Annotated in this window: 22 protein-coding genes; 14 read left to right on the forward strand and 8 right to left on the reverse strand. The window is 61.4% G+C overall.

Features of this window, described 5'->3' with window-relative positions; genetic code table 11:
* The first annotated feature begins 209 nt into the window (after positions 1 to 209).
* Complete coding sequence (locus ACP7B1_RS07000) at positions 210 to 908, forward strand: rhomboid family intramembrane serine protease (RefSeq protein ID WP_288193936.1); 699 nt, start codon at positions 210 to 212, stop codon at positions 906 to 908.
* Positions 909 to 1,033: 125 nt separating this feature from the next.
* A complete protein-coding gene (locus ACP7B1_RS07005; protein WP_223615123.1) occupies positions 1,034 to 1,465 on the forward strand; it encodes a CBS domain-containing protein in 432 nt (143 codons plus the stop codon).
* A 23-nt stretch (positions 1,466 to 1,488) separates the two neighbouring features.
* On the opposite strand, the gene ACP7B1_RS07010 is transcribed toward ACP7B1_RS07005, so the two are convergent.
* From ACP7B1_RS07010 to folE, 3 genes are all read right to left on the reverse strand, one after another.
* Positions 1,489 to 2,388, reverse strand: coding sequence for a patatin family protein (locus tag ACP7B1_RS07010; RefSeq protein ID WP_288193934.1), 900 nt, complete (start codon positions 2,386 to 2,388; stop codon positions 1,489 to 1,491).
* A gap of 215 nt (positions 2,389 to 2,603) precedes the next feature.
* A complete protein-coding gene (gene hisI, locus ACP7B1_RS07015) occupies positions 2,604 to 3,023 on the reverse strand; it encodes a phosphoribosyl-AMP cyclohydrolase (RefSeq protein ID WP_346306625.1) in 420 nt (139 codons plus the stop codon).
* Between the two features lie 26 nt (positions 3,024 to 3,049).
* Positions 3,050 to 3,676 (reverse strand): GTP cyclohydrolase I FolE, encoded by a 627-nt coding sequence (gene folE / locus ACP7B1_RS07020; RefSeq protein WP_223615120.1) that lies wholly within the window; start codon positions 3,674 to 3,676, stop codon positions 3,050 to 3,052.
* 278 nt (positions 3,677 to 3,954) lie between these two features.
* Here folE and ACP7B1_RS07025 point away from each other — a divergent pair, with 278 nt between their 5' ends.
* The 4 genes from ACP7B1_RS07025 to ACP7B1_RS07040 all read left to right on the forward strand — a co-directional run bounded on the left by ACP7B1_RS07025 (position 3,955) and on the right by ACP7B1_RS07040 (position 7,978).
* Positions 3,955 to 4,401, forward strand: coding sequence for an iron-sulfur cluster assembly scaffold protein (locus tag ACP7B1_RS07025; protein WP_288193931.1), 447 nt, complete (start codon positions 3,955 to 3,957; stop codon positions 4,399 to 4,401).
* A 7-nt stretch (positions 4,402 to 4,408) separates the two neighbouring features.
* A complete protein-coding gene (gene yidD, locus ACP7B1_RS07030) occupies positions 4,409 to 4,771 on the forward strand; it encodes a membrane protein insertion efficiency factor YidD (protein WP_346306626.1) in 363 nt (120 codons plus the stop codon).
* Positions 4,772 to 5,073: 302 nt separating this feature from the next.
* Entirely contained in the window at positions 5,074 to 7,056 is a 1,983-nt protein-coding gene (gene thrS / locus ACP7B1_RS07035) for a threonine--tRNA ligase (RefSeq protein WP_346306627.1), read from the forward strand.
* Between the two features lie 97 nt (positions 7,057 to 7,153).
* The gene (locus ACP7B1_RS07040; RefSeq protein WP_346306628.1) at positions 7,154 to 7,978 is read left to right on the forward strand and encodes a lysophospholipid acyltransferase family protein; all 825 of its coding nucleotides are present in this window, start codon (positions 7,154 to 7,156) and stop codon (positions 7,976 to 7,978) included.
* 14 nt (positions 7,979 to 7,992) lie between these two features.
* Here the strand turns inward: ACP7B1_RS07040 and ACP7B1_RS07045 are convergent, their stop codons facing one another.
* Positions 7,993 to 9,036: a hypothetical protein gene (locus tag ACP7B1_RS07045; RefSeq protein ID WP_346306629.1), complete on the reverse strand. Its 1,044-nt coding sequence runs from the start codon at positions 9,034 to 9,036 to the stop codon at positions 7,993 to 7,995.
* Between the two features lie 124 nt (positions 9,037 to 9,160).
* On the opposite strand from ACP7B1_RS07045, the gene ACP7B1_RS07050 reads away from it, so the two are divergent.
* Both ACP7B1_RS07050 and ACP7B1_RS07055 read left to right on the forward strand, forming a co-directional pair.
* Complete coding sequence (locus ACP7B1_RS07050) at positions 9,161 to 9,742, forward strand: nitroreductase family protein (RefSeq protein WP_223615112.1); 582 nt, start codon at positions 9,161 to 9,163, stop codon at positions 9,740 to 9,742.
* A 6-nt stretch (positions 9,743 to 9,748) separates the two neighbouring features.
* On the forward strand, positions 9,749 to 10,354 hold the full coding sequence (locus ACP7B1_RS07055; RefSeq protein ID WP_346306630.1) for a flavin reductase family protein: 606 nt from the start codon (positions 9,749 to 9,751) through the stop codon (positions 10,352 to 10,354).
* 173 nt (positions 10,355 to 10,527) lie between these two features.
* On the opposite strand, the gene ACP7B1_RS07060 is transcribed toward ACP7B1_RS07055, so the two are convergent.
* A complete protein-coding gene (locus ACP7B1_RS07060; protein ID WP_346305913.1) occupies positions 10,528 to 11,397 on the reverse strand; it encodes a CoA ester lyase in 870 nt (289 codons plus the stop codon).
* Positions 11,397 to 11,852 (reverse strand): MaoC family dehydratase, encoded by a 456-nt coding sequence (locus ACP7B1_RS07065; protein ID WP_130269227.1) that lies wholly within the window; start codon positions 11,850 to 11,852, stop codon positions 11,397 to 11,399. The genes ACP7B1_RS07060 and ACP7B1_RS07065 overlap by 1 nt, the downstream gene beginning before the upstream one ends.
* Positions 11,853 to 12,034: 182 nt before the next feature.
* Between ACP7B1_RS07065 and ACP7B1_RS07070 the strand changes: the two genes are divergently transcribed.
* The 5 genes from ACP7B1_RS07070 (at position 12,035) to lpdA (ending at position 18,436) form a co-directional block, all read left to right on the forward strand.
* On the forward strand, positions 12,035 to 13,183 hold the full coding sequence (locus ACP7B1_RS07070; protein WP_346305912.1) for a DUF2336 domain-containing protein: 1,149 nt from the start codon (positions 12,035 to 12,037) through the stop codon (positions 13,181 to 13,183).
* 290 nt (positions 13,184 to 13,473) lie between these two features.
* Entirely contained in the window at positions 13,474 to 14,721 is a 1,248-nt protein-coding gene (locus ACP7B1_RS07075) for a 3-methyl-2-oxobutanoate dehydrogenase (2-methylpropanoyl-transferring) subunit alpha (RefSeq protein WP_346305911.1), read from the forward strand.
* A gap of 3 nt (positions 14,722 to 14,724) precedes the next feature.
* Positions 14,725 to 15,738: an alpha-ketoacid dehydrogenase subunit beta gene (locus ACP7B1_RS07080; protein ID WP_403173524.1), complete on the forward strand. Its 1,014-nt coding sequence runs from the start codon at positions 14,725 to 14,727 to the stop codon at positions 15,736 to 15,738.
* A 9-nt stretch (positions 15,739 to 15,747) separates the two neighbouring features.
* On the forward strand, positions 15,748 to 17,034 hold the full coding sequence (locus ACP7B1_RS07085; RefSeq protein ID WP_426136835.1) for a dihydrolipoamide acetyltransferase family protein: 1,287 nt from the start codon (positions 15,748 to 15,750) through the stop codon (positions 17,032 to 17,034).
* 4 nt (positions 17,035 to 17,038) lie between these two features.
* Positions 17,039 to 18,436 (forward strand): dihydrolipoyl dehydrogenase, encoded by a 1,398-nt coding sequence (gene lpdA / locus ACP7B1_RS07090; RefSeq protein WP_346306053.1) that lies wholly within the window; start codon positions 17,039 to 17,041, stop codon positions 18,434 to 18,436.
* A gap of 628 nt (positions 18,437 to 19,064) precedes the next feature.
* On the opposite strand, the gene parE is transcribed toward lpdA, so the two are convergent.
* Together parE and ACP7B1_RS07100 are read right to left on the reverse strand one after the other, a co-directional pair.
* Positions 19,065 to 21,170 carry a DNA topoisomerase IV subunit B gene (gene parE, locus ACP7B1_RS07095; protein ID WP_346305109.1) on the reverse strand — a complete coding sequence of 702 codons (2,106 nt, stop codon included), beginning with the start codon at positions 21,168 to 21,170 and terminating at the stop codon, positions 19,065 to 19,067.
* 131 nt (positions 21,171 to 21,301) lie between these two features.
* Positions 21,302 to 21,682, reverse strand: a complete 381-nt coding sequence (locus tag ACP7B1_RS07100) for a helix-turn-helix domain-containing protein (RefSeq protein WP_223615098.1) — start codon at positions 21,680 to 21,682, stop codon at positions 21,302 to 21,304.
* A 184-nt stretch (positions 21,683 to 21,866) separates the two neighbouring features.
* Here ACP7B1_RS07100 and ACP7B1_RS07105 point away from each other — a divergent pair, with 184 nt between their 5' ends.
* Complete coding sequence (locus ACP7B1_RS07105) at positions 21,867 to 22,793, forward strand: DMT family transporter (protein WP_346305110.1); 927 nt, start codon at positions 21,867 to 21,869, stop codon at positions 22,791 to 22,793.
* Positions 22,794 to 22,853 lie beyond the last annotated feature (60 nt).

The raw sequence follows: 22,853 nt of genomic DNA on the forward strand, positions 1-22,853 counted from the left end.
TGCGTCCACCGCAGGGGGCGATTAAGGTTAACAAATGGTTTAGATTGAGCGGGCGGTGCCGGTGTGCGACAAGGGGCGCGAGTAGAGTTCTATGTTCATGTATCCAGCTTGGGGCCGTTCAACATCATTGAACGGCCTTATTTTTGTTTGGAGAGTTTGCTGCTAAGCACGCATTGCAATGAATCAGTTGCGGGAAGAATGACAGACCTATGAGCACCCCTGATCAATCACCGGCACGCGAGCCGATCTTCAACATTCCCGGCGTCATCCTCGCCATATTCGCCATCTGCGCGGCGGTGTTCCTGGTTGAAAACTACGTGCTGACCGAGGCGCAGGACAACAATTTCCTGCTGGACTACGCCTTCATTCCCGCGCGGTTTTCCCAGTTCGGCGGATTTTATTCGCCCGCCGCCTGGCTGACCACCATCACCTATTCCTTCATGCATGGCAGTTTTGCCCATATAGCGCTCAATATGGTCTGGCTTGCCGCCTTCGGCTCGCCGCTGGCGGCGCGCATCGGGCCGCTGCGCACGTCGCTGTTCTGGATCGTCACCGCCGTTGCCGCCGTCATGATGCACTTTGCCATTTACCCCGCCAGCCCGATCCCGCTGGTCGGTGCCTCCGGCGCCATATCCGGCATGATGGGGGCGGCTGCGCGCTTCGGTTTCCGCCGCTCGACCCAGCGCAATTCCGCTGCGTTTACCGGGCCGATCCTGCCGATTGCCGTTGCGCTGCGGACCCGCACGGTTCTCGTTTTCGTCGCCGTCTGGTTCATTACCAATATCGGCACCGGCCTTTTCGCCGTCGTGCCGGGAGATGCCGCAACGATCGCCTGGGAAGCGCATATTGGCGGCTTTCTCATCGGGTTTCTGGGCATTGCCTTGTTTGATCGCAGCGACCGGCGCTGAATTGTTGGTATGATTGCAAAGCTGTTGCATTGGGGGCAACATACGCGCACCATGGCGTATTGATCGCCGGGATAAAGGAGGATCGCGGCGGTCAGCGTTGGGACTTATGTGCAAGGAGGACGTACATGACAGTCAAAATGATACTGGAACGCAAAGGCTACGACGTTTTTAGCGCAGCACCCGAAACGACCCTTGGTGACGCGGTCGCCGCACTGGCCAAACACAAGATCGGCGCCATTGTCATCGTCGATGACAAGAAGGCCATCAAGGGCATTTTGTCCGAGCGCGACGTCGTGCGCGCCATTGCTGCCGATGGCGCCGATGTGCTCTGGCGTCCCGTTTCTGAAATCATGACCATCAAGGTCAGCGTGTGCACGGAAAAGCATACGGTCAACCAGGTCATGGAAATGATGACCCGCGGCCGCTTCCGTCACCTGCCGGTCGAAAAGGATGGCCGGTTGCACGGTATCGTGTCCATCGGCGACGTGGTGAAGCTGCGCATCGAGGAAGTGGAGCGCGAGTCCCAGGAAATTCGCAGTTATATCGCAACCGCCTGAAGCGGTTGCGCTGACGGATCGGGTCAGAACACGACCTTCTGCATGCGCTCGAGCTCGCCGAGCCGGGCCATGGTTTCCTCATAGCCGAGTTTGATCGCCTCGTCGGCGCGGTGAAACTCGGCAAGCCCCACATGGCCGATTTTCGGCAGCAGCGCGATGTCAGGCGGATCGCCGGCCATGCGGGCGCGGGAAATCCGGTCCTGAATGATGTTGAACGATTCCATCATCACGCCCGTAATGCCAAGCCGCGTGGCGCGCGCCGCGCGGAAATGCGCCACCGCGCCCTCGCGTTCGGCATCGGCGGCAAGCGTCGCTCCGGCGGAATGCTTGATCACTGCGGCACGCCCGAACTGGTCGTAGTGTAGGTTGACCGCCACCACCAGCGGCTGCTCGTAGGAACGGCAGACGGAAACCGGCACCGGATTGACCAGCGCGCCGTCCACCAGGATGCGGCCGTTGCACTCGACCGGCTCGAACACGCCGGGCAGGGCATAGGATGCCCGCATGGCGGTGATAAGGTTGCCGCGCGTCAGCCAGATTTCGTGGCCGGTATTGATCTCCGTGCACACCGCGATGAACGGTTTCGGCAGGTCTTCGATGGACAGCTCGGAGAGATGATCGCGCAGGCGCTTGTCAAGCTTCATGCCGCCGAACAGGCCGCTGCCGCCGAACCGCAGGTCCAGCAGCGAGAAAATGCCGCGCTTGGTCAGGCTGCGCGCGAATTCCTCCAGCTGGTCGAGCTTGCCGCCGAGATAACAGCCGCCGACCAGCGCGCCGATCGACGTGCCGGCAATCATGGAAATCTCGATACCGGCTTCGTCGAGCGCGCGCAGAACGCCGATATGCGCCCAGCCGCGCGCCGCGCCGCCGCCCAGGGCCAGCGCGATGGGGGCTCTCTTGTCACTGTGGGGGGACGGATCCATGACAGGTGTTTCAGGACCGTTCGTAACGCCAATCGGTTCTGCCGCACGTAGCCGTCGCGATGCCCATTCGAGCATGGCATGCACTCCTAAAGTCGTATTCGCACATTATCCCCTCACTTTGGTATCCAAAGGATGAATATTGCGGAATTATGGCCGCTTAGCCAACCAACGAAAACGCGAGCAGCCGATCAACGGCACCGGAGAGCAGAAATATGCTACGCCTCCGGCGTCATGACCAGATGGGATGTGCCATTTTCGCTGACGACCTGACGGTAGAAACATGATCGGCGGCCAGTATGGCACGTCGGGCCGTTTCCAGCCACCGTTACCTCCAGCCAAAGCGCATCCTGATCGCAATCGGTGCGCATTCGGACAACGGTCTGCAGGTTTCCGGAGGTCTCGCCCTTCTTCCACAAGGACTGGCGCGACCGCGACCAGTAATGGGCGATGCCGGTCTCCAAAGTCAGGCGCAGCGATTGCGCATTCATGTACGCCACCATCAGGAGATGGCCGTCACGCGCATCGGTGACGACGGCGGTCACGAGACCGGCGGCATCGAAGCGCGGTGCGAACACCGCGCCTTCTTCGTTTGCATGTGTGTCGGCAAGGGGCGACGAAAAGGAACCGTTGGACATGACTGCCAATTCTGCAAAAGACTGGTTTAGCGACCCTTGACGAGGGTCATGAAGCGGACCTGTTCGTTGACATCACCCTTGAAGGCACCGGTAAAGGTGGTGGTGGTCGTCGTCGAACCGGACACGCGGATGCCGCGCATGGCCATGCACATATGCTCGGCCTCGATCATGATGGCCACGCCGCGCGGGCGCAGCGACCCCTGGATCGCATTGGCGATCTGGGCTGTCATGCTCTCCTGCGTCTGCAGGCGGCGGGCATAGATATGCACGACGCGGGCGATCTTCGACAGGCCGACCACTTTCTCGCCATCGGGCAGGTAGGCGACATGCGCCTTGCCGATGATGGGAACCATGTGATGCTCGCAGTGCGAAAAGAACGGTATGTCCTTGATGAAGACGATGTCGTCATAACCGGCAACTTCTTCAAAGGTGCGTCCAAGCACTTCCTCCGGGTCTTCATCATAGCCCGAAAACAGTTCCTTATACGCTTTTGCCACGCGCTGCGGCGTGTCGAGCAGGCCTTCACGGTCCGGATTGTCGCCGGCCCAAAGCAGCAGTGTACGAACGGCAGCTTCCGCTTCTTCCTGGGTTGGGCGTCGTAGATTATTCTGATTGCCAGTCGGTGACTGCAAACTTTTTATTACCGCATCCATCGCGATCTCCCGTAGTCGCCCTCAAGGGAGCGACGAGTTAAACGGCAATACACGATAGTCGTTCCGAAACGAATACGTGGTGTATTGAAGCCGGCTTGGCCCTGAGGCTGAACCTGGGCGACTACATCTACCATTGACGCAGAATTTACGCCATGGCGCTTTGTGCTCGCCCGCTCACATACTATATAGAGAGTGAATTCGGGATTCATAGGGCCAAAGCGATGGACAATTGTCTGTTTGCGCTTCGCTTCGGGCCGTGTCACCAGCGGAAGCTCATTATGATCAATGACGTCTACAACACGCGCATTCTGGAGTTTGCCGGGAATATCCAGCGCCTTGGCCGTCTGGACAATCCCGATGCAACCGCCACGGCGCATTCGAAACTCTGTGGTTCGACAGTGATCGTCGATCTCAAGGTCAAGGACGGCGTGGTGACGGATTTCGCCCATGACGTCAAAGCCTGCGCGCTCGGCCAGGCGTCGTCGTCGATCATGGCGCGGCATGTGGTCGGCGCGACCAGCGAGGAATTGCACGCTGTGCGCGATGCCATGTTCAAAATGCTGAAAGAGAATGGAGCGCCGCCGCAGGGGCGCTTTGAAGACCTGAAATTTCTCGAGCCGGTGCGCGACTACAAGGCCCGGCACAATTCCACCATGCTGACCTTCGAGGCGGTGGTGGATTGTCTCGACCAGATCGAGAAGAAAAACGCTGAAGCGGCCGCCTGAACCGCCGATGTGCGCTGACCCCGCCCACAACCATTCCCGTGCGGCGGGAAAGAAATATTCCCGCAACTGGAACGGACCATGGCGTAAAACGCCAGGACGGCTGTTCGGCACGGCCTTCGTCCGGCTGTATCAGCTGACGCTGTCCGGCTTCATCGGCAATTCCTGCCGCCACCTGCCGACCTGTTCCGAATATGCCTATGAATCCATTGCCCGTTACGGCCTGTGGACCGGGGGGTGGATGGGCCTGTTCCGGTTCGTCCGCTGCGGGCCGGGCGGCACCAGCGGTCACGATCCCGTGCCGGCAACGCTGGACAAGCGTTTTGTCTGGTACATGCCGTGGCGGTATTGGGGTGTGAGCAAGCCACGCTAGGGATTTTCTGCTGTGTCATTCGCAGTGCTGTGGTGCGTGGTTCGACAAGCTCACCATGAGGGAGGAGGATGATTGCAGGGAGCTAAGTTCTGCAACGTTCGCGATTGGCCTTGCAGCCCACCCAACTCCCTCATGGTGAGCTTGTCGAACCACGCACCACCCACTTGCAGCGGCCAAAACCCGCTTTTCCGCAACCGCCACTTTACGCCGGATCAATCTGCGCATAAAAGTCCGCTCGCCGGAGCCGTTCCGGTCATGAAACACCACCCGCGATTGTTGGCGGGACTGGATAGGAGCAACTGATGTCACAGACAGTTTCCAAAACTGTATCCATGCAATTCCCCGATGGCTCGAAGCGCGAATACGACGCGGCCATATCCGGTGCGGAACTTGCCGAATCCATTTCGAAATCCCTGGCCAAGAAGGCCGTGGCCTATGCGGTCGACGGCGTCGTGCGCGATCTCTCCGACCCGCTGCAGCAGTCCGGCAGCATCGAGATCCTGACCCGCGACGACCCGCGCGCGCTTGAGCTGATCCGGCACGATTGCGCCCACGTCCTGGCCGAGGCCGTGCAGGAGCTGTTTCCGGGCACCCAGGTCACCATCGGACCGGTGATCGAGAACGGATTCTACTACGATTTTGCCAAGAACGAGCCTTTTACCCCCGATGACCTGCCGCTCATCGAGAAGAAGATGCGCGAGATCATCGCCCGCAACAAGCCGTTCACCAAGGAAATCTGGTCGCGCGAAAAGGCCCGCAAGGTCTTCGCCGACAAGGGCGAGGCCTACAAGGTCGAGCTGGTCGATGCGATCCCGGAAGGGCAGGACCTGAAGATTTATGCGCAGGGTGAGTGGTACGACCTGTGCCGCGGCCCGCACATGGCCTCGACCGGCCAGGTCGGCAATGCCTTCAAGCTGATGAAGGTGGCCGGTGCCTACTGGCGCGGCGACAGCAACAACCCGATGCTCAGCCGCATCTACGGCACCGCCTTTGCCACCGATGCCGAGCTGCAATCCTACCTGCATGTGCTGGAGGAGGCGGAAAAGCGCGATCACCGCAAGCTCGGCCGCGAAATGGACCTGTTCCATTTCCAGGAGGAGGGCCCCGGCGTCGTGTTCTGGCACGCCAAGGGCTGGCGCATGTTCCAGACGCTGGTCAGCTATATGCGCCGCCGTCTCGACGGCGTCTATCAGGAAGTCAACGCGCCGCAGGTGCTCGACAAGTCCCTGTGGGAGACGTCGGGTCACTGGGGCTGGTATCGCGACAACATGTTCAAGGTCACGGTCGCTGGCGATGAAACCGATGACGAGCGCGTCTTCGCACTCAAGCCGATGAACTGTCCCGGCCACGTGCAGATCTTCAAGCATGGCTTGAAGTCCTACCGCGATCTGCCTGTCCGCCTTGCGGAATTCGGTAATGTGCACCGCTATGAGCCGTCGGGCGCGCTGCATGGGCTGATGCGCGTGCGCGGGTTCACGCAGGACGATGCGCATGTCTTCTGCACGGACGAGCAGATGGCGGCCGAATGCCTGCGCATCAATGACCTGATCCTGTCCGTCTACAAGGATTTCGGTTTCGACGAGATCACCATCAAGCTGTCAACGCGCCCGGAAAAGCGTGTCGGTTCCGATGCGCTGTGGGATCGGGCTGAAAGCGTGATGATGGGTGTGCTGGAGCAGATCCAGCAGCAGTCGAATGACATCAAGACCGGCATTCTGCCGGGCGAGGGTGCTTTCTACGGCCCGAAGTTCGAATACACGCTGAAGGACGCCATCGGCCGCGAATGGCAATGCGGCACGACGCAGGTCGATTTCAACCTGCCCGAGCGGTTCGGTGCCTTCTACATCGACTCGACTTCCGAGAAGAAGCAGCCTGTCATGATCCACCGCGCCATCTGCGGCTCGATGGAGCGCTTCCTCGGCATTCTCATCGAAAACTTCGCCGGTCATCTGCCGCTGTGGTTTGCTCCGGTGCAGGTGGTTGTGGCCACCATCACCACGGAAGCCGACGATTACGGCAGGCAGGTCGCCAAGGAACTGAAGGCGGCGGGGCTGCAGGTCATCACCGACTTCCGCAACGAGAAGATCAACTACAAGGTGCGTGAGCATTCCCTGCAGAAGGTACCGGTCATTCTCGTCTGCGGCATGCGCGAGGCGGAGGAGCGGACGGTGAACATGCGCCGTCTGGGTTCGCAGAACCAGACGTCGCTCAGCCTTGATGATGCGATCCGGCAACTCGGCGAGGAAGCCACGCCGCCGGACCTGTTGCGCGCTGCTGCGGAGTAGGCCCGCACATCGCTTTGTGACAGCGTGGTGACTTTCATCACGCTGTCATGGAGTTGCGTGACTATTCAGCCGTTTCATTATTTGCCGGGATGCGATCGTGCAGTTCAGAGAACTCTCCTACGCCAATGACACCCAGTCGCGCATCACCCAATGGCTGATCCGTTCGATTGAAGGCCTGTCCGGCCGCGACCATTATGTCCGGCTCTACAATGCCTGGCGCACCGACATCGTCCCGGCGGGGATCGACGTGTTCTGCCGCATGATGGACCTGATCAACATCAAGCTCGATGTTCAGGATCAGTGGCCGCCGCAGCATCTGCCCGACACGCCGCTGGTGATTGTCGCCAACCATCCTTTCGGTATCGGCGACGGCATTGCCGCGCTGGCGCTGGCCGAACAGCTCGGCCGGCCGTTCCGCGTGCTCATCAACAACGACCTGATGAAGGTGCCGGAAATCCGCCCCTATGCGCTGCCGGTCTGCTTCGACGAAACCAAGGAAGCGGTGGCGATGAACATGGCCACCCGCCATGAGGCGGTGCGTTTGCTGAAAGAAGGCGTCACCATCGTCGTCTTCCCGGCGGGCGGCGTTGCCACGGCGCCCAAGGGTTTTGGCCGGGCGGAGGATCTGCCCTGGAAGATTTTTCCGGCCAAGCTGGTGCAGCAGGCCAAGGCATCGGTCATCCCGGTGTATTTCGGCGGGCAGAACGGCCGGGTTTTCCATCTCGCCAGCAAGATTTCGATGACGCTGCGCATTTCGCTGCTCATCCGCGAATTTCGCAAACTGTCCGGTAAGGCCATCACCGTGCGCATCGGCCGCACGATGGACTGGTCGGAACTGGCGCCGCTGGCCGACCGCAAGAATTTGCTGGATTATATGTATGGCGCAGTGTTTGCGCTGGCTCCGGCCGCAACGCGCCGCTGAGCCCCAGTCCTGGCTCAGTCCAGCGGATCGTCGCCGCTGGCGGGCTGATTGGCGGTGGAGGCGGCGCTGGCGCCGTTGGTCGCCAGAAGTTCCACATCCTGGTTGCGCCCGGCAACGACCTTGAAATCGCGCTGGTAAATCTTGTCCTTGTTCTTGGCGATGATGACGTATTCGCCTTCCGCCAGCACCATGGAGGCGAAGGCGCCGACGCTTTCGCGCACGATGTCGCCCGAGGTCGTCAGCACCGACCAGGCGGTATCGGCAAGCGCTTCGCCGCCCGCCTCGCGCACCAGTTTCATCGTCAGCTGCGCGGCACGGTGCTCCACATTGGCCTCGGTGATCTTGCCGGCCTCGACGCGGATATCCGCGCGGATGACCGCATTGGCCGTGCCGTAATTGGAGACGATCTGATAGGTCCCGGCATTCAGCCGCACCACGCTTTCAGGCTTGACGTCGGGGATGATCAGCGCCCGTTCGCCGCTGGCGTCCTCGTGGTCCTCATAGATGGAGAATCGCAGCTGGTCCTGCGGGATGCGCGCGCCGCCGGACAGAACCGCGTTGAGCTTGACGCCGCCCGCGTCGAGAATCATCGTCTCGTTGCGCTTGGCGCGGGTCATGGTGATGCGCTTGGTGGCGCCCGCCCGGCCGAAGGCCACATGCACGAGATAGCTGCCGGGGGCGAGGTTGAACGCGGTGGTGCCACCCTTGGCCGTTGCCAGCAGGGGCAGCTTGCCATCCGCATCGGCGTCCGGTGAGAACACGCGCCAGACGAGGCCGCGGCCGATGTTTTCGCCGTTCTCCGCCAGTTTCGCCGACAGGACCAGCTCGGCTTCCGTGGCAAGCGGATTGTTGGCCGGGGCTTTCGGGTTGGCATATTGGTTGAGGTTGGGGATCGACGGCAATTCCACATCGGGCGTGGCGATATCGGGTGCAAGCGCCTGCGCCCGGGCACCCGTGGTCAGCAGGCCCGTGGTCAACAGGGTTGCTGCCAGTGCCGCCGGCAAAATCCAGGATGTGCCGGAGCCGAAGCCCGCTTTCTGAGTGTCGAATATGCCCATGCACTGTTTTGATCCGAAGCCGGTGGCAATTTCAAGGCTTTTTCACGCGATCATGACTTTACACGGCCGGTGAAACCGCGACATTGTCCGCCCATTCGAAAAACAGCATCTGGTACCCCGTTTCATGCCTTCTCCCATCATTGAATTTCTGTCGCAGCGCAGCTCAACCCCCATTTCCGCCATTGGCCTTCCCGGTCCAAGCGATGCGGAGATCGAAACCATGGTCCGCATCGCCGCGCGGGTGCCCGATCATGGCCGCCTGACACCCTGGCGTTTTGTCCTCTATCGCGGCGATGCGCGCGTCGAGGTCGGCAAATATCTCGCCGATCTGGCCGAGGAGCGGGAAGGGCCGCTGACCGAACAGCGGCGCGAGCAGGAGCTGAAGCGCTTTGCCCGCGCGCCGCTGGTCATCGGCGTGATCTTCTCCAAGGTTGATCATCACATTCCGGAATGGGAGCAGTTCCTGTCCTCCGGCGCGGCGGCGATGAACCTCGTCCACGCGGCCAACGGCCTTGGCTATGCCACCAACTGGATCAGCAACTGGTATTCATCCGATGAGAAGGGCCGGGCGCTGCTCGGGCTGGCGCCGCATGAGCGGGTGGCGGGTTTTGTCCATATCGGCAGCTGCGACACGAAAGTGCCGGAGCGCCCGCGTCCGGAGGTAAAGGATATCCTGTCCGAATATGCCGGACCGTGGAAGGGCTGAGCCGCCATGTTCTACAAGTTCGATGATGGCCATGGCCTGCCGCACGATCCCTTGAAGGCCATCGTTTCGCCCCGTCCCATCGGCTGGATATCCAGCCGTTCGGCGGAGGGCAAAATCAACCTGGCGCCTTATTCCTTCTTCAACATGATCAGCACGAAACCCTGCCTGATCATGTTTTCCTCGGAGGGGCGCAAGGACAGCGTCACGTTCATCGAGGAAACGCGGGAATTTGCCGCCAATCTCGTCAGCGCCAATCTGTCAGTGGCGATGAACAAGACCTCGGTCAATGCGCCGCGCGGCGTCAGCGAGTTCGACTATGCCGGCCTCAATGCCGCCGACTGCCGGCTGATCGGCGCGCCGCGCGTGGCGGAAGCCTTTGCAACGCTGGAATGCGTCGTCACCGACATCCGCCATCCGACCGACCGTCACGGCAATCCGGTGCAGGCAATCATGGTCACCGGCGAAGTCGTCGGCGTTCACATTGACGAGGCGATCCTGACCAACGGCCTTGTCGACATGACCAAGGCGCAGCCGGTGTCGCGGCTTGGCTACATGGACTTTGCTACGGTGTCGGAAACGTTTCAGATGTTCCGGCCGAAATGGGAGGGGTGAGGTAAAAAGCCTTGCACTTACCGAAGTGCGTGGTTTGACAAGCTCACCATGAGGGAAGTGGTTGATTGCAAGGCTCATCACAGGCCTTGCAGAATACAGCCGCCCTGCAACTCGCTTCATCCCTCATGGTGAGCTTGTCGAACCACGCACTGTCAGGCATGCCGTCGAACGGCCTAAGCAGCACCAACCCGCCCCATCAGCCGTTCCGCCCGGCGCAGATGCGGGCGGTCGAACATCAGCCCGTCAATGCCGATGACGCCAGCTGCGGGATCCTCGGCGAAGGCCCGGATGATCTTTTGCGCCTGTGCCACCGCTTCGGCCGAGGGCGTGAACACGGCGTTGATCACCGGGACCTGCGCCGGATGGATCGCAAGCTTTGCGGTAAAACCGTCGCGTTCCGCTTCGGCGCATTCGCGGGCAAGTCCGGCATCGTCCTTGTAGTTGATGTAGACCGTATCGATGGCGGCGACATCGGCGGCCGAAGCGCCGAGAACGGTCAGGGCCCGCGCCAGCCGGAAAACATCCGTATAACGCCCGTTGTCATCGCGCACTGCACGCGCGCCGATGACCGCCGACAGGTCTTCCGCACCCCAGGTGAGACCGATCAGCCGGGACGATGCGTCGGGATAGCTTGCCGTCGAAAGCGTGCCCAAGGCGGTTTCCGTGATGATTGCAAGAATTTGCGTCACGCCTTCCGTAGCGCCGGCGAGAGCCTCATGCACGTTCAGCTTGGCCGAAAGGCGCGTTACATCCTTGCCGCTGTTGGATTTCGGCAGCAGGATGCCATGGGGAAGCGACGGCATCACCGCATCCAGATCGGCATCGGCCAATCCGCTGGTCAGATCATTGATGCGCACGAACAGGCGCGGCGAATTTTGATCGCGATTCGATTTGAGGAAATCCGCCGCGATCTGCCGGGCCGCAGCCTTGCGCTCGGCGCTGACCGAATCCTCCAGATCAATCAGCAGCACATCGGCGCCGCTGGTGAGTCCCTTTTCCAGCTTCTTTTCCGAATCGCCCGGCACGAACAAAAGCGAGCGCATCAGGCAGCGCTCCGGGATTTCATCATCGCCTGGCGCGTGCATTTGGCGACGAGAACACCGTTCTGATTGTAGGCGCGGTGCTCGAACACGACGATGCCGCGATCCGGCTTGGATTGGGACGGCCGCGTTGAAAGCACCGTTGTCTCCACCCGCACCGTATCCCCATGGAACAACGGCGCGGGGAAGGTCACGTCGGTCATGCCCAGATTGGCAATCGTCGTGCCGATGGTGGTGTCGTTGACGGAGATGCCGATCATCAGGCCGAGCGTGAACAGCGAATTGACCAGCGGCTTGCCCCATTCGGTCTTGGCGGCGAAGTCGAAATCGATATGCAGCGGCTGCGTGTTGAGCGTCATGACCGAAAACAGCATGTTGTCGCTCTCGGTGATGGTCTTGCGCAGGCTGTGATTGAACACGTGCCCGACTTCGAATTCTTCCAGATACAGTCCGGCCATGTGCTGGCGTCTCCTCAATGCGAATTTTTGCAAAAGACTAGGTCGGCTTCGGCAGGTTCGCAACACGGCAGCATAAACTTCTGCTTTGTGACTGATTGAACATGGTTAATCGACATGGTGAACCGATCGTAAACCTTTTGCCGCTAGCCTCGGTTGCAATAAGGGCTTGGGGTATAAAATTCATGACAATACAGCATTATCTGGCGATGGTCGGACATGCTTCTGCGGCGCAGCGTTGCCATGCCGCAGGCGCGCTGGCCCATGTCTATCTCGAAACCGGACGCGCCTTCGAGGATCGCTGTGCGGCGGAGGCGGCGCTGACGCTGCTGCTGGACGACCCGTCGCCAAAAGTGCGCCTCACCCTGGCCGAAGCTTTCTCCACCAGCGCCCATGCGCCCGCTCACATCGTCGCCGGGCTGGCGCGCGATCAGGCGGAAATCGCGGCCTACATGCTGGCGCGTTCGACGGTGCTGACCGATATTGACCTCATCGACTGCATTGCCGGCGGCTGCGCGGAAAGCCAGAGGGTGATTGCGGGCAGGGCCAAGGTGTCCTTTGCCGTCAGCGCTGCCCTCATCGAGATCGCCGAACCGGTTGCCATTCTCGAACTGCTGGCCAACAGCCGCGCCGAGATTGCCGATATCAGTTTCCGTCGTCTGGTCGAGCGCCTTGGCCATGTCGCCGATATCCGGTCGCTGCTCGCCGACGATGACCGCTTGCCCGCCGATTGCCGCCATGCGCTGGCGATCAAGGTGGCCGAAGCCCTGTGTCAGATGGATATGGTCATGGCCCTGATGGGCGAGCGCCGTGCCAGGCGCGTCACCAGTGAAGCCTGCGTCAAGGCCTCGATTAGTCTGGTTGCCGAAACGCCGCCAGCGCAATATCCGGCGCTGATCGAGCATTTGCAGCTGCGCGGCGACCTGACCACCGCCTTTGTCATCCGCATTGTTGCTTCCGGCAAGATCGATTTCTTCGGTGCCATTCTGGTGGCGCTGTCCGGGCACAACCTTGCCCGGGTGCGCAACCTTTTGATCGATGGCCGCGATGCGGCGCTCGGCGCGCTGTTCAGTGCCGCCGGACTGCCCGACAGCACACACCAGCCGCTGCGCGTCGCGCTGCATGCCTGGCGCGATGTCGCCAATGGCAAGCTGGCCATCGGGCCGCAGGAAGTCACGCGTCGTATGATGGAGCGTCTGGCGCCGGAAAAGCCAGTATCGGCGCACGACCTGACCGCGGCCAATGACGGCATGCAGTCGCTCCTGCGCAAGATTTATCTGGAAGCGATTCGGGAGAATGCGCGCAGCCACGCCCTGGCCATCGCCGCCGCCTGACCCGGCTTTTTTCGCCATGAGCACGCATTTGATTACAAAATCCGATGCCCGTGTGAACGAATGAATATGCGCGCCGCATGTTCGGTGATGCAAAATTGCTTTTTTCCGGTGCAGCGCCGTGGCCCGGTCGCGAGGCTACACCGGAATGATCATAGATTTCATATTGTTGGCGCCGGATATTGATGCTTGCAGGCATTTTGAGAGAGCAGGGCGGAATAATAAGACAGTATTACTGACCTAATATTTCATGGTAGAGTGCGGAAACGTCGCGTGACTGGGAGGTCTGCTGAATGCCCGATGATTCCACGAGTGAATTTGGTCCACTAAGCCTGCACGTGCCGGAACCGGCCGTGCGTCCCGGCGGCGAGCCGGATTTTTCCAATGTGAACATTCCCGAAGCGGGTTCGGTGCGCCGTCCGCCCGTCGATGCCAATCCGGAGGAAATCCGCGATCTGGCGTTTTCGATCATCCGTGTTCTCAACCGCGATGGCGAGGCTGTCGGCCCCTGGGCTGGCGAACTGACGGACGAGCAGCTGGTTGAAGGCCTGCGCCACATGATGACGCTGCGCACCTTCGATGCGCGCATGCAGATCGCCCAGCGGCAGGGCAAAACCTCCTTCTACATGCAGCATCTGGGCGAAGAAGCCGTGAGCTGCGCGTTCCGCATGGCGCTGTCGCCGGGCGACATGAATTTCCCAACCTATCGTCAGGCCGGTCTTCTGATTGCCGGCGGCTACCCGATGGTCGAGATGATGTGCCAGATCTATTCCAACGAACGAGATCCGCTCAAGGGCCGCCAGCTTCCCATCATGTATTCCTCGAAAGAACATGGGTTCTTCTCGATTTCCGGCAATCTGGCGACGCAGTATATCCAGGCCGTCGGCTGGGCCATGGCATCGGCGATCAAGAAGGACACCAAGATCGCGGCTGGCTGGATCGGCGACGGATCGACGGCGGAATCGGATTTCCACGCCGCACTGGTCTTTGCCTCCACCTACAAGGCTCCGGTTGTCCTCAACATCGTCAACAACCAGTGGGCGATCTCCACCTTCCAGGGCATTGCCCGCGGCGGTGCCGGCACCTTCGCCGCGCGCGGCCTCGGCTTCGGCATGCCTGCCTTGCGGGTTGACGGCAATGACTATCTCGCCGTTTTCGCCGTGGCCAAATGGGCCATCGAGCGGGCGCGGCGCAATCTCGGCCCGACCATCGTCGAATATGTCACCTACCGTGCCGGGGCGCATTCCACCTCGGACGATCCGTCAGCCTACCGGCCGAAAACCGAATCCGATGCCTGGCCGCTTGGCGATCCCGTCATGCGGCTGAAGAACCACTTGATCGGGCGCGGCGTCTGGTCGGAGGAGCGCCACACCCAGGCCGAAGCGGAAATTCTCGACAGCGTGATCACCGCCCAGAAGGAAGCCGAAAGTTTTGGCACGTTGCATGCGGGCGGCAAGCCGTCGGCGCGCGACATGTTCGAGGGTGTCTATGAGGAAATGCCGCCGCATCTGCGTCGTCAGCGCCAGCAGGCGGGAGTGTGAGCGATGCCGCGTAAGACAATGATTGAAGCCATCCGCGACGCGATGGATGTGATGATGGAACGCGACGACAATGTGGTCGTGTTCGGTGAAGACGTGGGTTTCTTTGGCGGTGTGTTCCGCTGCACCCACGGCCTGCAGGCCAAATACGGCAAGACCCGCTGTTTCGATGCGCCGATCAGCGAAGGCGGTATCGTCGGTGCCGCCATCGGCATGGCGGCCTACGGCCTGAAACCCTGCGTCGAAATCCAGTTCGCCGACTATGTCTATCCGGCCTATGACCAGATCGTTTCGGAAGCGGCGCGCCTGCGCTACCGTTCCAATGGCGGCTTTACCGCGCCGCTTGTCATCCGTATGCCGGCGGGCGGCGGCATTTTCGGCGGCCAGACCCACAGCCAGAGCCCGGAAGCGCTGTTCACGCATGTATCCGGTCTGAAGGTCGTCGTGCCGTCCAATCCGCACGATGCCAAGGGCCTGCTCATTGCATCCATCGAAGACCCGGACCCGGTGATCTTCCTCGAACCGAAGCGGCTCTACAACGGTCCGTTCGACGGCCATCATGACCGGCCGGTGACGCCGTGGTCGAAGCATGAGCTGGGCGAGGTGCCGGACGGGCATTACACGGTGCCGCTGGGCAAGGCCATCAAGCGCCGCGAGGGCAAACAGTTGACCGTGCTTGCCTATGGCACCATGGTCTATGTGGCGGAAGCTGCCGCCGAGGAGACCGGCATCGATGCGGAGATCATCGATCTGCGCACGCTGCTGCCGCTCGATCTGGAAACCATCGTCGAATCCGTCACCAAGACGGGCCGCTGCGTCATCGTGCATGAGGCAACGCTGACCTCCGGTTTCGGCGCGGAACTCGCCGCACTCGTCCAGCAGCATTGCTTCTACAATCTGGAAGCGCCGGTGGCGCGGGTGACGGGCTGGGATACGCCCTATCCGCATGCGCAGGAGTGGGACTATTTCCCCGGTCCCGCGCGCGTTGGCCGTGCATTTCTTGAAACGCTGGAAGGGTAGGAGCAGACGATGGGTGAATTTGTCATCAAGCTGCCGGATGTCGGTGAAGGCGTTGCAGAGGCCGAACTCGTCGAATGGCATGTGAAGGTCGGTGATCTCGTGCGCGAGGACATGATCCTCGCCGCCGTCATGACCGACAAGGCGACCGTTGAAATTCCGTCTCCTGTAGACGGTGAAATCCTCTGGCTGGGCGGCGAGATCGGGCAGGTGATTGCCATCGGTTCGCCGATCATCCGCCTGAAGGTCGAAGGCGAGGGCCATGCGCCCGCGGCGGAACCGGCGAAGCCGGTCAAGGCTGAAGAGCCGAAGCCTCAGCCTGCCAAGGCGGAACCAAAGCCGGAGATCAAGGTTGAAAAGCCCGCTGCTCCGGTTGTCCATGCACCGGTATCCGCGCCAGTCACCGTTGGCGCGCCGCGCGCCGAGGGCGACAAGCCGCTGGCCCCGCCGGCGGTGCGCCTGCGGGCGCGGGAGGCGGGTGTCGACCTGCGTCAGGTGACCGGCACTGGTCCCGCCGGACGCATCACCCATGAAGATCTCGACACCTTCTTTGCCCGTGGTTCGCAAAAGCCCGTGGTCTCCGGTCTTGCGCCGGATACATCGGTCAAGGAAATCAAGGTGGTGGGCCTGCGCCGCAAGATTGCGGAAAAGATGGCGATAGCCAAATCGCACATCCCGCACATCACCTATGTCGAGGAGATCGATGTTACCTCGCTGGAGGAACTGCGTGCCCTGCTCAACGGCAAAAAGCGCGCCGACCAGCCGAAACTGACGCTGCTGCCGTTCCTGATGCGCGCCATGGTGAAAGCCATCGCCGAACAGCCGCAGCTGAATGCGCTTTATGACGATGATGCCAACATCATCCACCAGCATGGCGGGGTGCATATCGGCATCGCCGCACAGACGCCGTCCGGCCTCGTGGTGCCCGTGGTCAAACATGCAGAAGCGCGCGATCTCTGGGGCTGCGCCGCGGAAGTCAATCTTCTGGCCGAAGCGGCCAAGACGGGCACGGCAACGCGCGAGCAGCTGACCGGTTCGACCATCACCGTCACCTCGCTGGGCAGCATGGGCGGTATCGTCACCACCCCGGTGATCAACTATCCCGAAGTCGCCATCATCGGCGTCAACAAGATGATGACCCGGCCAGTGTGGGATGGCGCGGCCTTCATTCCGCGCAAGATGATGAACCTGTCCTCAAGCTTCGATCACCGCGTGATCGACGGCTGGGACGCCGCAGTCTTCATTCAGCGGATCAAGACGCTGCTCGAAACGCCAGCGCTGATATTCGTGGAGGGTTGATCCGATGAAAGATATTTCCTGCAAGCTGCTGGTCATCGGCGCTGGCCCCGGCGGCTATGTCTGCGCCATCCGCGCCGGACAGCTCAATGTCGATACGGTGATCGTCGAGGCGGCGAAGGTCGGCGGCACCTGCCTGCTCGTCGGCTGCATTCCGTCCAAGGCGCTGATCCACGCGGCCGATGAATTCGCCAAGGTGGCGCATTTCGCCGCCCGGCAGACGCCGCTTGGCATCTCGGTTGCCGAACCGGCCATCGATTTCAGCAAAACCATCGCCTGGAAGGACGGTATCGTCAGCCGCCTCAACAACGGCGTTGCCGGCCTGCTCAAGAAGGCAAACGTCAAGATCGTCACCGGCAAGGCCCGCTTCCGTGACGGCAAGACCATCGAGGTGGAAACCCTGACCGGCCTGCAGATCATCCGCGCCGAAAACGTCGTCATCGCCACCGGTTCGGCGCCGGTCGAGGTGCCCTCGCTGCCGTTCGGCGGCAATGTCATTTCCTCGACCGAAGCGCTTTCGCTGCCGGACGTTCCGGAAAAGCTCGTCGTGGTTGGCGGCGGCTATATCGGGCTCGAACTCGGCACGGCCTATGCCAAGCTGGGGTCCAAGGTCACGGTTGTCGAAGCCCAGCCGAAGGTGCTGCCGCAATATGATGCGGAGCTGACCCGCCCGGTGGTCAAGCACCTGAACACGCTCGGCATCACCGTGCTGACCGGCGCCAAGGCCAAGGGGGTCAGCAGCAAGGGCGATGCGCTGTTGATCGAAACCGCCGACGGCAAGGACGAGCGCATTGCCGCCGACAAGATCCTCGTTACGGTCGGGCGCAAGCCTGTCACCTCAGGCTGGGGGCTGGAAGAGATCGACATCGACATGGATGGCCGCTTTGTCCGCATTGACGACAAGTGCCGCACCTCCATGCGCGGCGTCTATGCCATCGGCGATGTCACCGGCGAACCCATGCTGGCGCACCGCGCCATGGCGCAGGGCGAGATGGTGGCGGAAATCGTTGCGGGCGAGAACCGCAGCTGGGACAAGCGCGCCATTGCCGCTGTCTGCTTCACCGATCCGGAAATCGTCACGGTGGGCCTGTCGCCGGATGAGGCCAAGCAGGCCGGGCATGAGGTCAAGATCGGGATGTTTCCCTTTGCCGCCAATGGCCGCGCCATGACCAAGGAAGGCGAGGAGGGCTTTGTCCGGGTGGTGGCTGCCGCCAGCAATCATCTCATCCTCGGCATTCAGGCCGTCGGCCATGGCGTCTCCGAACTGTCGGCCTCGTTTGCGCTGGCCATGGAAATGGGCGCGCGGCTGGAAGACATCGCCGGAACCATCCATGCGCATCCGACGCAGGGCGAGGGGTTTCAGGAAGCCGCGCTCAAGGCGCTGGGCCACGCGCTGCACATCTAGAACAACTTGCCTTCGTATCAAGGGCGCCGGAAACGGCGCTCTTTGCATGCGCCGGGCGCGGCATTGCCTTGCCACGCCCGCGATCGCATCTGGCCATTGCAAAAGAGGAAAGACGGGCGGTCCCTGGAACGCGGGTCTTGGGGTATGCGGTATGCGATGCTTGCGATCCTCGGACCACCCGCCCCGGCGATTTCAGGTCTTGCCTGTTCTGCCTTGTTTCCTCATCGGAAACGCGCACAGCGTCAGCGCAACCTCCTCGCCCCGCAGGTTTTCCCTGCGGGACGAAGTGCCGATCCTTTCCCGACTTTCGAAGGTTTCCGGAAGCATTCCCGCCGGAAAGGACAGGGATGAGAATATCCCGGCTTGGGACGTGGTGGATAAGTTTCAGCGAGATCACTTTTCACCCCCCTCTGTCCTGCCGGACATCTCCCCCACAAGGGGGGAGATCGCATCGGCATCACTCATCCCGCTTAGCTTTCACCCTTGAAGGTTGGCCGAAACAATTGTGAAAGCTGATCTCCCCCCTTGTGGGGGAGATGGGCGGCAGCCCAGAGGGGGGTGAAAAGGGATTAAACAAAAAATGGCGATGCAAAGCACCGCCATTTGAAACAGGTTTCATCGCCGAATATCAGATGTCCAGCTCTTCCACGAACGCGGCGCGGTCCTGGATGAAGCGGAAGCGGGCTTCCGGTTTCGTGCCCATCAGATCATCGACCGCGAGTTTTGTTTCCTCGATCCACTCCTCGTCGATCTGCACCCGCAAAAGCGTGCGCTTCTTGCGGTCCATCGTCGTTTCCTTGAGCTGGTCGGCGCGCATTTCGCCGAGGCCCTTGAACCGTCCGATCTCGATCTTGCCCTTGCCGGTGAACAGCGTGCGCATCAGTTCATCCTTGTGCGCATCATCGCGGGCATAGGCGACCTTGCCACCCTGGGCGATGCGGTAGAGCGGCGGCACGCCGAGGAACAGGTGGCCGTTGCGGATGAGTTCCGGCATTTCCTGATAGAAGAAGGTGATGAGCAGCGAAGCGATGTGCGCACCGTCGACGTCGGCATCGGTCATGATGATAATGCGGTCATAGCGCAGGTCTTCATCGCGGTATTTTGACCGCGTGCCGCAGCCGAGCGCCTGGATCAGGTCGCCGATCTGCTGGTTGGCCGTCATCTTTTCCCGTCCGGCGCTGACGACGTTGAGAATCTTGCCGCGCAGCGGCAGCACCGCCTGCGTGGCGCGGTCCCGCGCCTGCTTGGCCGAGCCGCCGGCGGAATCACCCTCGACGATGAAGAGTTCGGCGCCGAGCGCACCGGTCTGGGTGCAATCGGCAAGCTTGCCCGGCAGGCGCAGCTTGCGCACCGCCGACTTGCGGTTGACTTCCTTTTCCTGGCGGCGCTTCACGCGCTCGTCCGCACGCTCCACCACCCAGTCCAGCAGCTTCGATGCTTCCTGCGGCGAGGCGGCAAGCCAATGATCGAATGGATCGCGGATGGCATTTTCGACAATGCGCTGCGCTTCGACCGTGGCAAGCTTGTCCTTGGTCTGGCCGACGAATTCCGGTTCGCGGATGAACACCGAGAGCATGGCCGCCGACGAGATCATCACGTCATCGGTGGTGATGATCGAGGCGCGCTTGTTGCCGGTCAGTTCCGCATAGGCTTTCAGGCCGCGGGTGAGGGCGATGCGCAGGCCCGCCTCATGCGTGCCGCCTTCGCCTGTGGGAATCGTGTTGCAGTAGGAATGGACAAAGCCGTCGCCGCCATACCAGGCAACCGCCCATTCCAGCGCGCCGTGCCCGCCGGACTTTTCCGTCCTGCCTGCGAACATGTCGCGCGTGACCTGAAAATCCTTGCCGAGCGATGCCGCCAGATAATCCTTCAACCCGCCGGGGAAGTGAAACACCGCCTTGTCGGGTGTCGGGTCCTTCGGGTCGAGCAGGGATGGCGCGCAGTTCCAGCGGATTTCAACGCCGCCGAAGAGATAGGCCTTTGACCGGGCCATCTTGAAAAGCCGGGCCGGATCGAACTTGGCGCCCTGGCCGAAAATCTCCGGGTCCGGATGGAAGGTCACGCGCGTGCCGCGACGGTTGTGCACCTCGCCGACATCCTCGATCGGTCCGAGCGGATGGCCGCGCGAGAACCGCTGGCGGTAGAGGCGCCGGTTGCGGGCCACTTCCACTTCCACGTGATCGGACAGGGCGTTCACCACCGATATGCCGACGCCGTGCAGACCGCCCGATGTTTCGTAGACGTCGGAATCGAATTTGCCGCCCGCATGCAGGGTGGTCATGATGACTTCGAGCGCGGATTTGCCAAGCTGCTTGGGATCGGGATGCGGATCGACGGGGATGCCGCGGCCATTGTCGGTAACCGAGAGATAGCCGTTCTCGTCCAGTTCGATATCGATGAAGTTGGCGTGTCCAGCAACCGCCTCGTCCATCGAGTTGTCGATGACTTCGGCAAAGAGATGGTGCATCGCCCGCTCGTCGGTGCCGCCGATATACATGCCCGGACGGCGGCGAACGGGTTCGAGACCATCGAGAACCTGGATCTGTGCCGCATTGTAGCCGCCGCTGCTGTCGGGGGCGGCCCGTGCCGGGGCCTTCGCTGCCGCAACCGGTGCGATTTTCACAGGCGGTGCCACCGGCGTCGCGGCAGGTTCGACCCTGGTCTGGTCCACCGCTGCCTGGCGTTCCCGGGCTGTTTTGACTACCGCTGAAAAGAGGTCGTTATTGTCATCCATATCGTATTTTGGCCAATGCTACAGGGGCTGCGAATCACCGGCAATCTTGACATGCTTCGCCGGGAAACGCGATGGGCGTTCGTGATCTGTTCCGGGATTCACCACAGAACTATGCGGTTAAAACCCAAGTTTCAAGCGGCTTTGAGGCGCGACACGGCTTTTTCGAGCTCTTCGATCCGCTCGCCCAGCTCCTGGTGCAGAGCCTTGAGATTGGCGATCTGGCTTTTCAGCAGGCGGTTTTCGTCCGCCGTGTCGCTCTCGTCGGGCGATTGTCCGACCCCGTGTATGAGCCAGGTCTGCGTGACCCCGAGCGATCCGGCCAGCATGAACAGGCGGTGGACACCGGGCTCCGACCGGTCGGATTCCCAGGCGGCGATGGTTTCCGGCTTGACGCCGACACGCACCGCAAGCTGCGCCACCGTCATCGACTTGGCATCGCGCGCGCGGGAAAGGCGGCCACCCAGCGTGTCCGTGTCGGGCATGGCAGTGATGATGTTGGAGATGAAATTCATGGCTTTCTCCATCTTTTTCTTGTTTTTAAAGTGTAGACGAAAGCTTTTGCACCATTTGGAAGCAGAAAAGTCAAATCCGGCGGCATTTTGCTTCCATTTTGCATTATGCGGATGATTGCATTTTTCCGCAGAGCCGATATGGCTGGGGTCCCACCTGAGCCATTTGTCCCGGAAAGGCCGCACCATGCAAAACACAACCTCGCCGCAAATGAGGGGCGTCGGAACGATGGCCGGTGCGATGTTTATCCTGCCGATGATGGATGCCATCGCCAAATGGCTGTCGACGGTGGACAGCCTGCCGCCGGCCACGGTGACGCTGTCGCGCTTCGTCGTCCAGACGATCCTGACCATGCTGATCATCGTGGCGCTGACCGGCATGCGCTCGCTCAAGCCGCACAACCTCTGGGGCAATCTGCTGCGTGGTTTTCTGATGGGCATCGGCAGCCTGTGCTTCTTTGCCGCCGTCAAATACATGCCGCTTGCCGATGCCATGGCGGTGTTTTTCGTCGAGCCGCTGATGCTGACGCTGCTCTCGGCCGTGGTGCTGAAGGAAACCGTCGGCTGGCGCCGGCGCATTGCCGTTGCGGTCGGGTTCATCGGGACACTGATCGTCATCCAGCCGAGCTGGGAGCTGTTCGGCTGGGTTTCGCTGCTGCCGCTGGGCACGGCGGCGCTGTTTGCCGTCTATCTCGTTCTCAACCGCCGCCTGGGCGTGCACGACACGCCGCTGGTCATGCAGCTCTATGCGGGCATCGGCGGCACGGTGACGGTGATCGTCGCGCTGTTCTTCGGTGCAGCCTTCGGCGTCAGCGATATGACGCTGGGCACGCCCGCAACCGGCATGTCCTGGTTCCTTTTGTTTGCCATCGGCGCGATCGCCACGGGCGGGCATCTCCTCGTGGTGCAGGCTTCGCGCCTTGCGCCGGCGTCGCTGCTGGCGCCGTTCCAATATCTGGAAATCGTCATGGCCGTCATCATCGGCCTGTTCGTATTCCAGGAGTTTCCGACCGCATCGAAATGGCTGGGCATTGCCATCATCATTGCCTCGGGTGCCTATGTGGTCTGGCGCGAGGGGAAAAAGCAGAAAACGCCGGAGCCCGCTTTCAATTAACCGGCCTGCTTTCCATGCAAGCACTGACAATAGCAGTTGAGCAAATCAGCCATTGGCAAT

Origin of the sequence: Phyllobacterium sp. SL163 (genome assembly GCF_049896885.1) — a bacterium.
GTDB lineage: Bacteria > Pseudomonadota > Alphaproteobacteria > Rhizobiales > Rhizobiaceae > Phyllobacterium > Phyllobacterium calauticae.

Excerpts from the sequence above, each read along its gene's own strand:
- ACP7B1_RS07000 (WP_288193936.1), top strand. The coding sequence starts at position 210 with ATGAGCACCCCTGATCAATCACCGGCACGCGAGCCGATCTTCAACATT.
- ACP7B1_RS07045 (WP_346306629.1), bottom strand. The coding sequence starts at position 9,036 with ATGGGCATATTCGACACTCAGAAAGCGGGCTTCGGCTCCGGCACATCC.
- hisI (WP_346306625.1), bottom strand. The coding sequence starts at position 3,023 with ATGTCCAACGGTTCCTTTTCGTCGCCCCTTGCCGACACACATGCAAAC.
- thrS (WP_346306627.1), top strand. The coding sequence starts at position 5,074 with ATGTCACAGACAGTTTCCAAAACTGTATCCATGCAATTCCCCGATGGC.
- ACP7B1_RS07055 (WP_346306630.1), top strand. The coding sequence starts at position 9,749 with ATGTTCTACAAGTTCGATGATGGCCATGGCCTGCCGCACGATCCCTTG.
- ACP7B1_RS07005 (WP_223615123.1), top strand. The coding sequence starts at position 1,034 with ATGACAGTCAAAATGATACTGGAACGCAAAGGCTACGACGTTTTTAGC.
- ACP7B1_RS07060 (WP_346305913.1), bottom strand. The coding sequence starts at position 11,397 with ATGCGCTCGCTTTTGTTCGTGCCGGGCGATTCGGAAAAGAAGCTGGAA.
- yidD (WP_346306626.1), top strand. The coding sequence starts at position 4,409 with ATGTGCGCTGACCCCGCCCACAACCATTCCCGTGCGGCGGGAAAGAAA.
- ACP7B1_RS07070 (WP_346305912.1), top strand. The coding sequence starts at position 12,035 with ATGACAATACAGCATTATCTGGCGATGGTCGGACATGCTTCTGCGGCG.
- ACP7B1_RS07100 (WP_223615098.1), bottom strand. The coding sequence starts at position 21,682 with ATGAATTTCATCTCCAACATCATCACTGCCATGCCCGACACGGACACG.
- parE (WP_346305109.1), bottom strand. The coding sequence starts at position 21,170 with ATGGATGACAATAACGACCTCTTTTCAGCGGTAGTCAAAACAGCCCGG.
- ACP7B1_RS07050 (WP_223615112.1), top strand. The coding sequence starts at position 9,161 with ATGCCTTCTCCCATCATTGAATTTCTGTCGCAGCGCAGCTCAACCCCC.
- ACP7B1_RS07105 (WP_346305110.1), top strand. The coding sequence starts at position 21,867 with ATGCAAAACACAACCTCGCCGCAAATGAGGGGCGTCGGAACGATGGCC.
- ACP7B1_RS07025 (WP_288193931.1), top strand. The coding sequence starts at position 3,955 with ATGATCAATGACGTCTACAACACGCGCATTCTGGAGTTTGCCGGGAAT.
- folE (WP_223615120.1), bottom strand. The coding sequence starts at position 3,676 with ATGGATGCGGTAATAAAAAGTTTGCAGTCACCGACTGGCAATCAGAAT.
- ACP7B1_RS07065 (WP_130269227.1), bottom strand. The coding sequence starts at position 11,852 with ATGGCCGGACTGTATCTGGAAGAATTCGAAGTCGGGCACGTGTTCAAT.
- ACP7B1_RS07085 (WP_426136835.1), top strand. The coding sequence starts at position 15,748 with ATGGGTGAATTTGTCATCAAGCTGCCGGATGTCGGTGAAGGCGTTGCA.
- lpdA (WP_346306053.1), top strand. The coding sequence starts at position 17,039 with ATGAAAGATATTTCCTGCAAGCTGCTGGTCATCGGCGCTGGCCCCGGC.
- ACP7B1_RS07075 (WP_346305911.1), top strand. The coding sequence starts at position 13,474 with ATGCCCGATGATTCCACGAGTGAATTTGGTCCACTAAGCCTGCACGTG.
- ACP7B1_RS07080 (WP_403173524.1), top strand. The coding sequence starts at position 14,725 with ATGCCGCGTAAGACAATGATTGAAGCCATCCGCGACGCGATGGATGTG.
- ACP7B1_RS07010 (WP_288193934.1), bottom strand. The coding sequence starts at position 2,388 with ATGGATCCGTCCCCCCACAGTGACAAGAGAGCCCCCATCGCGCTGGCC.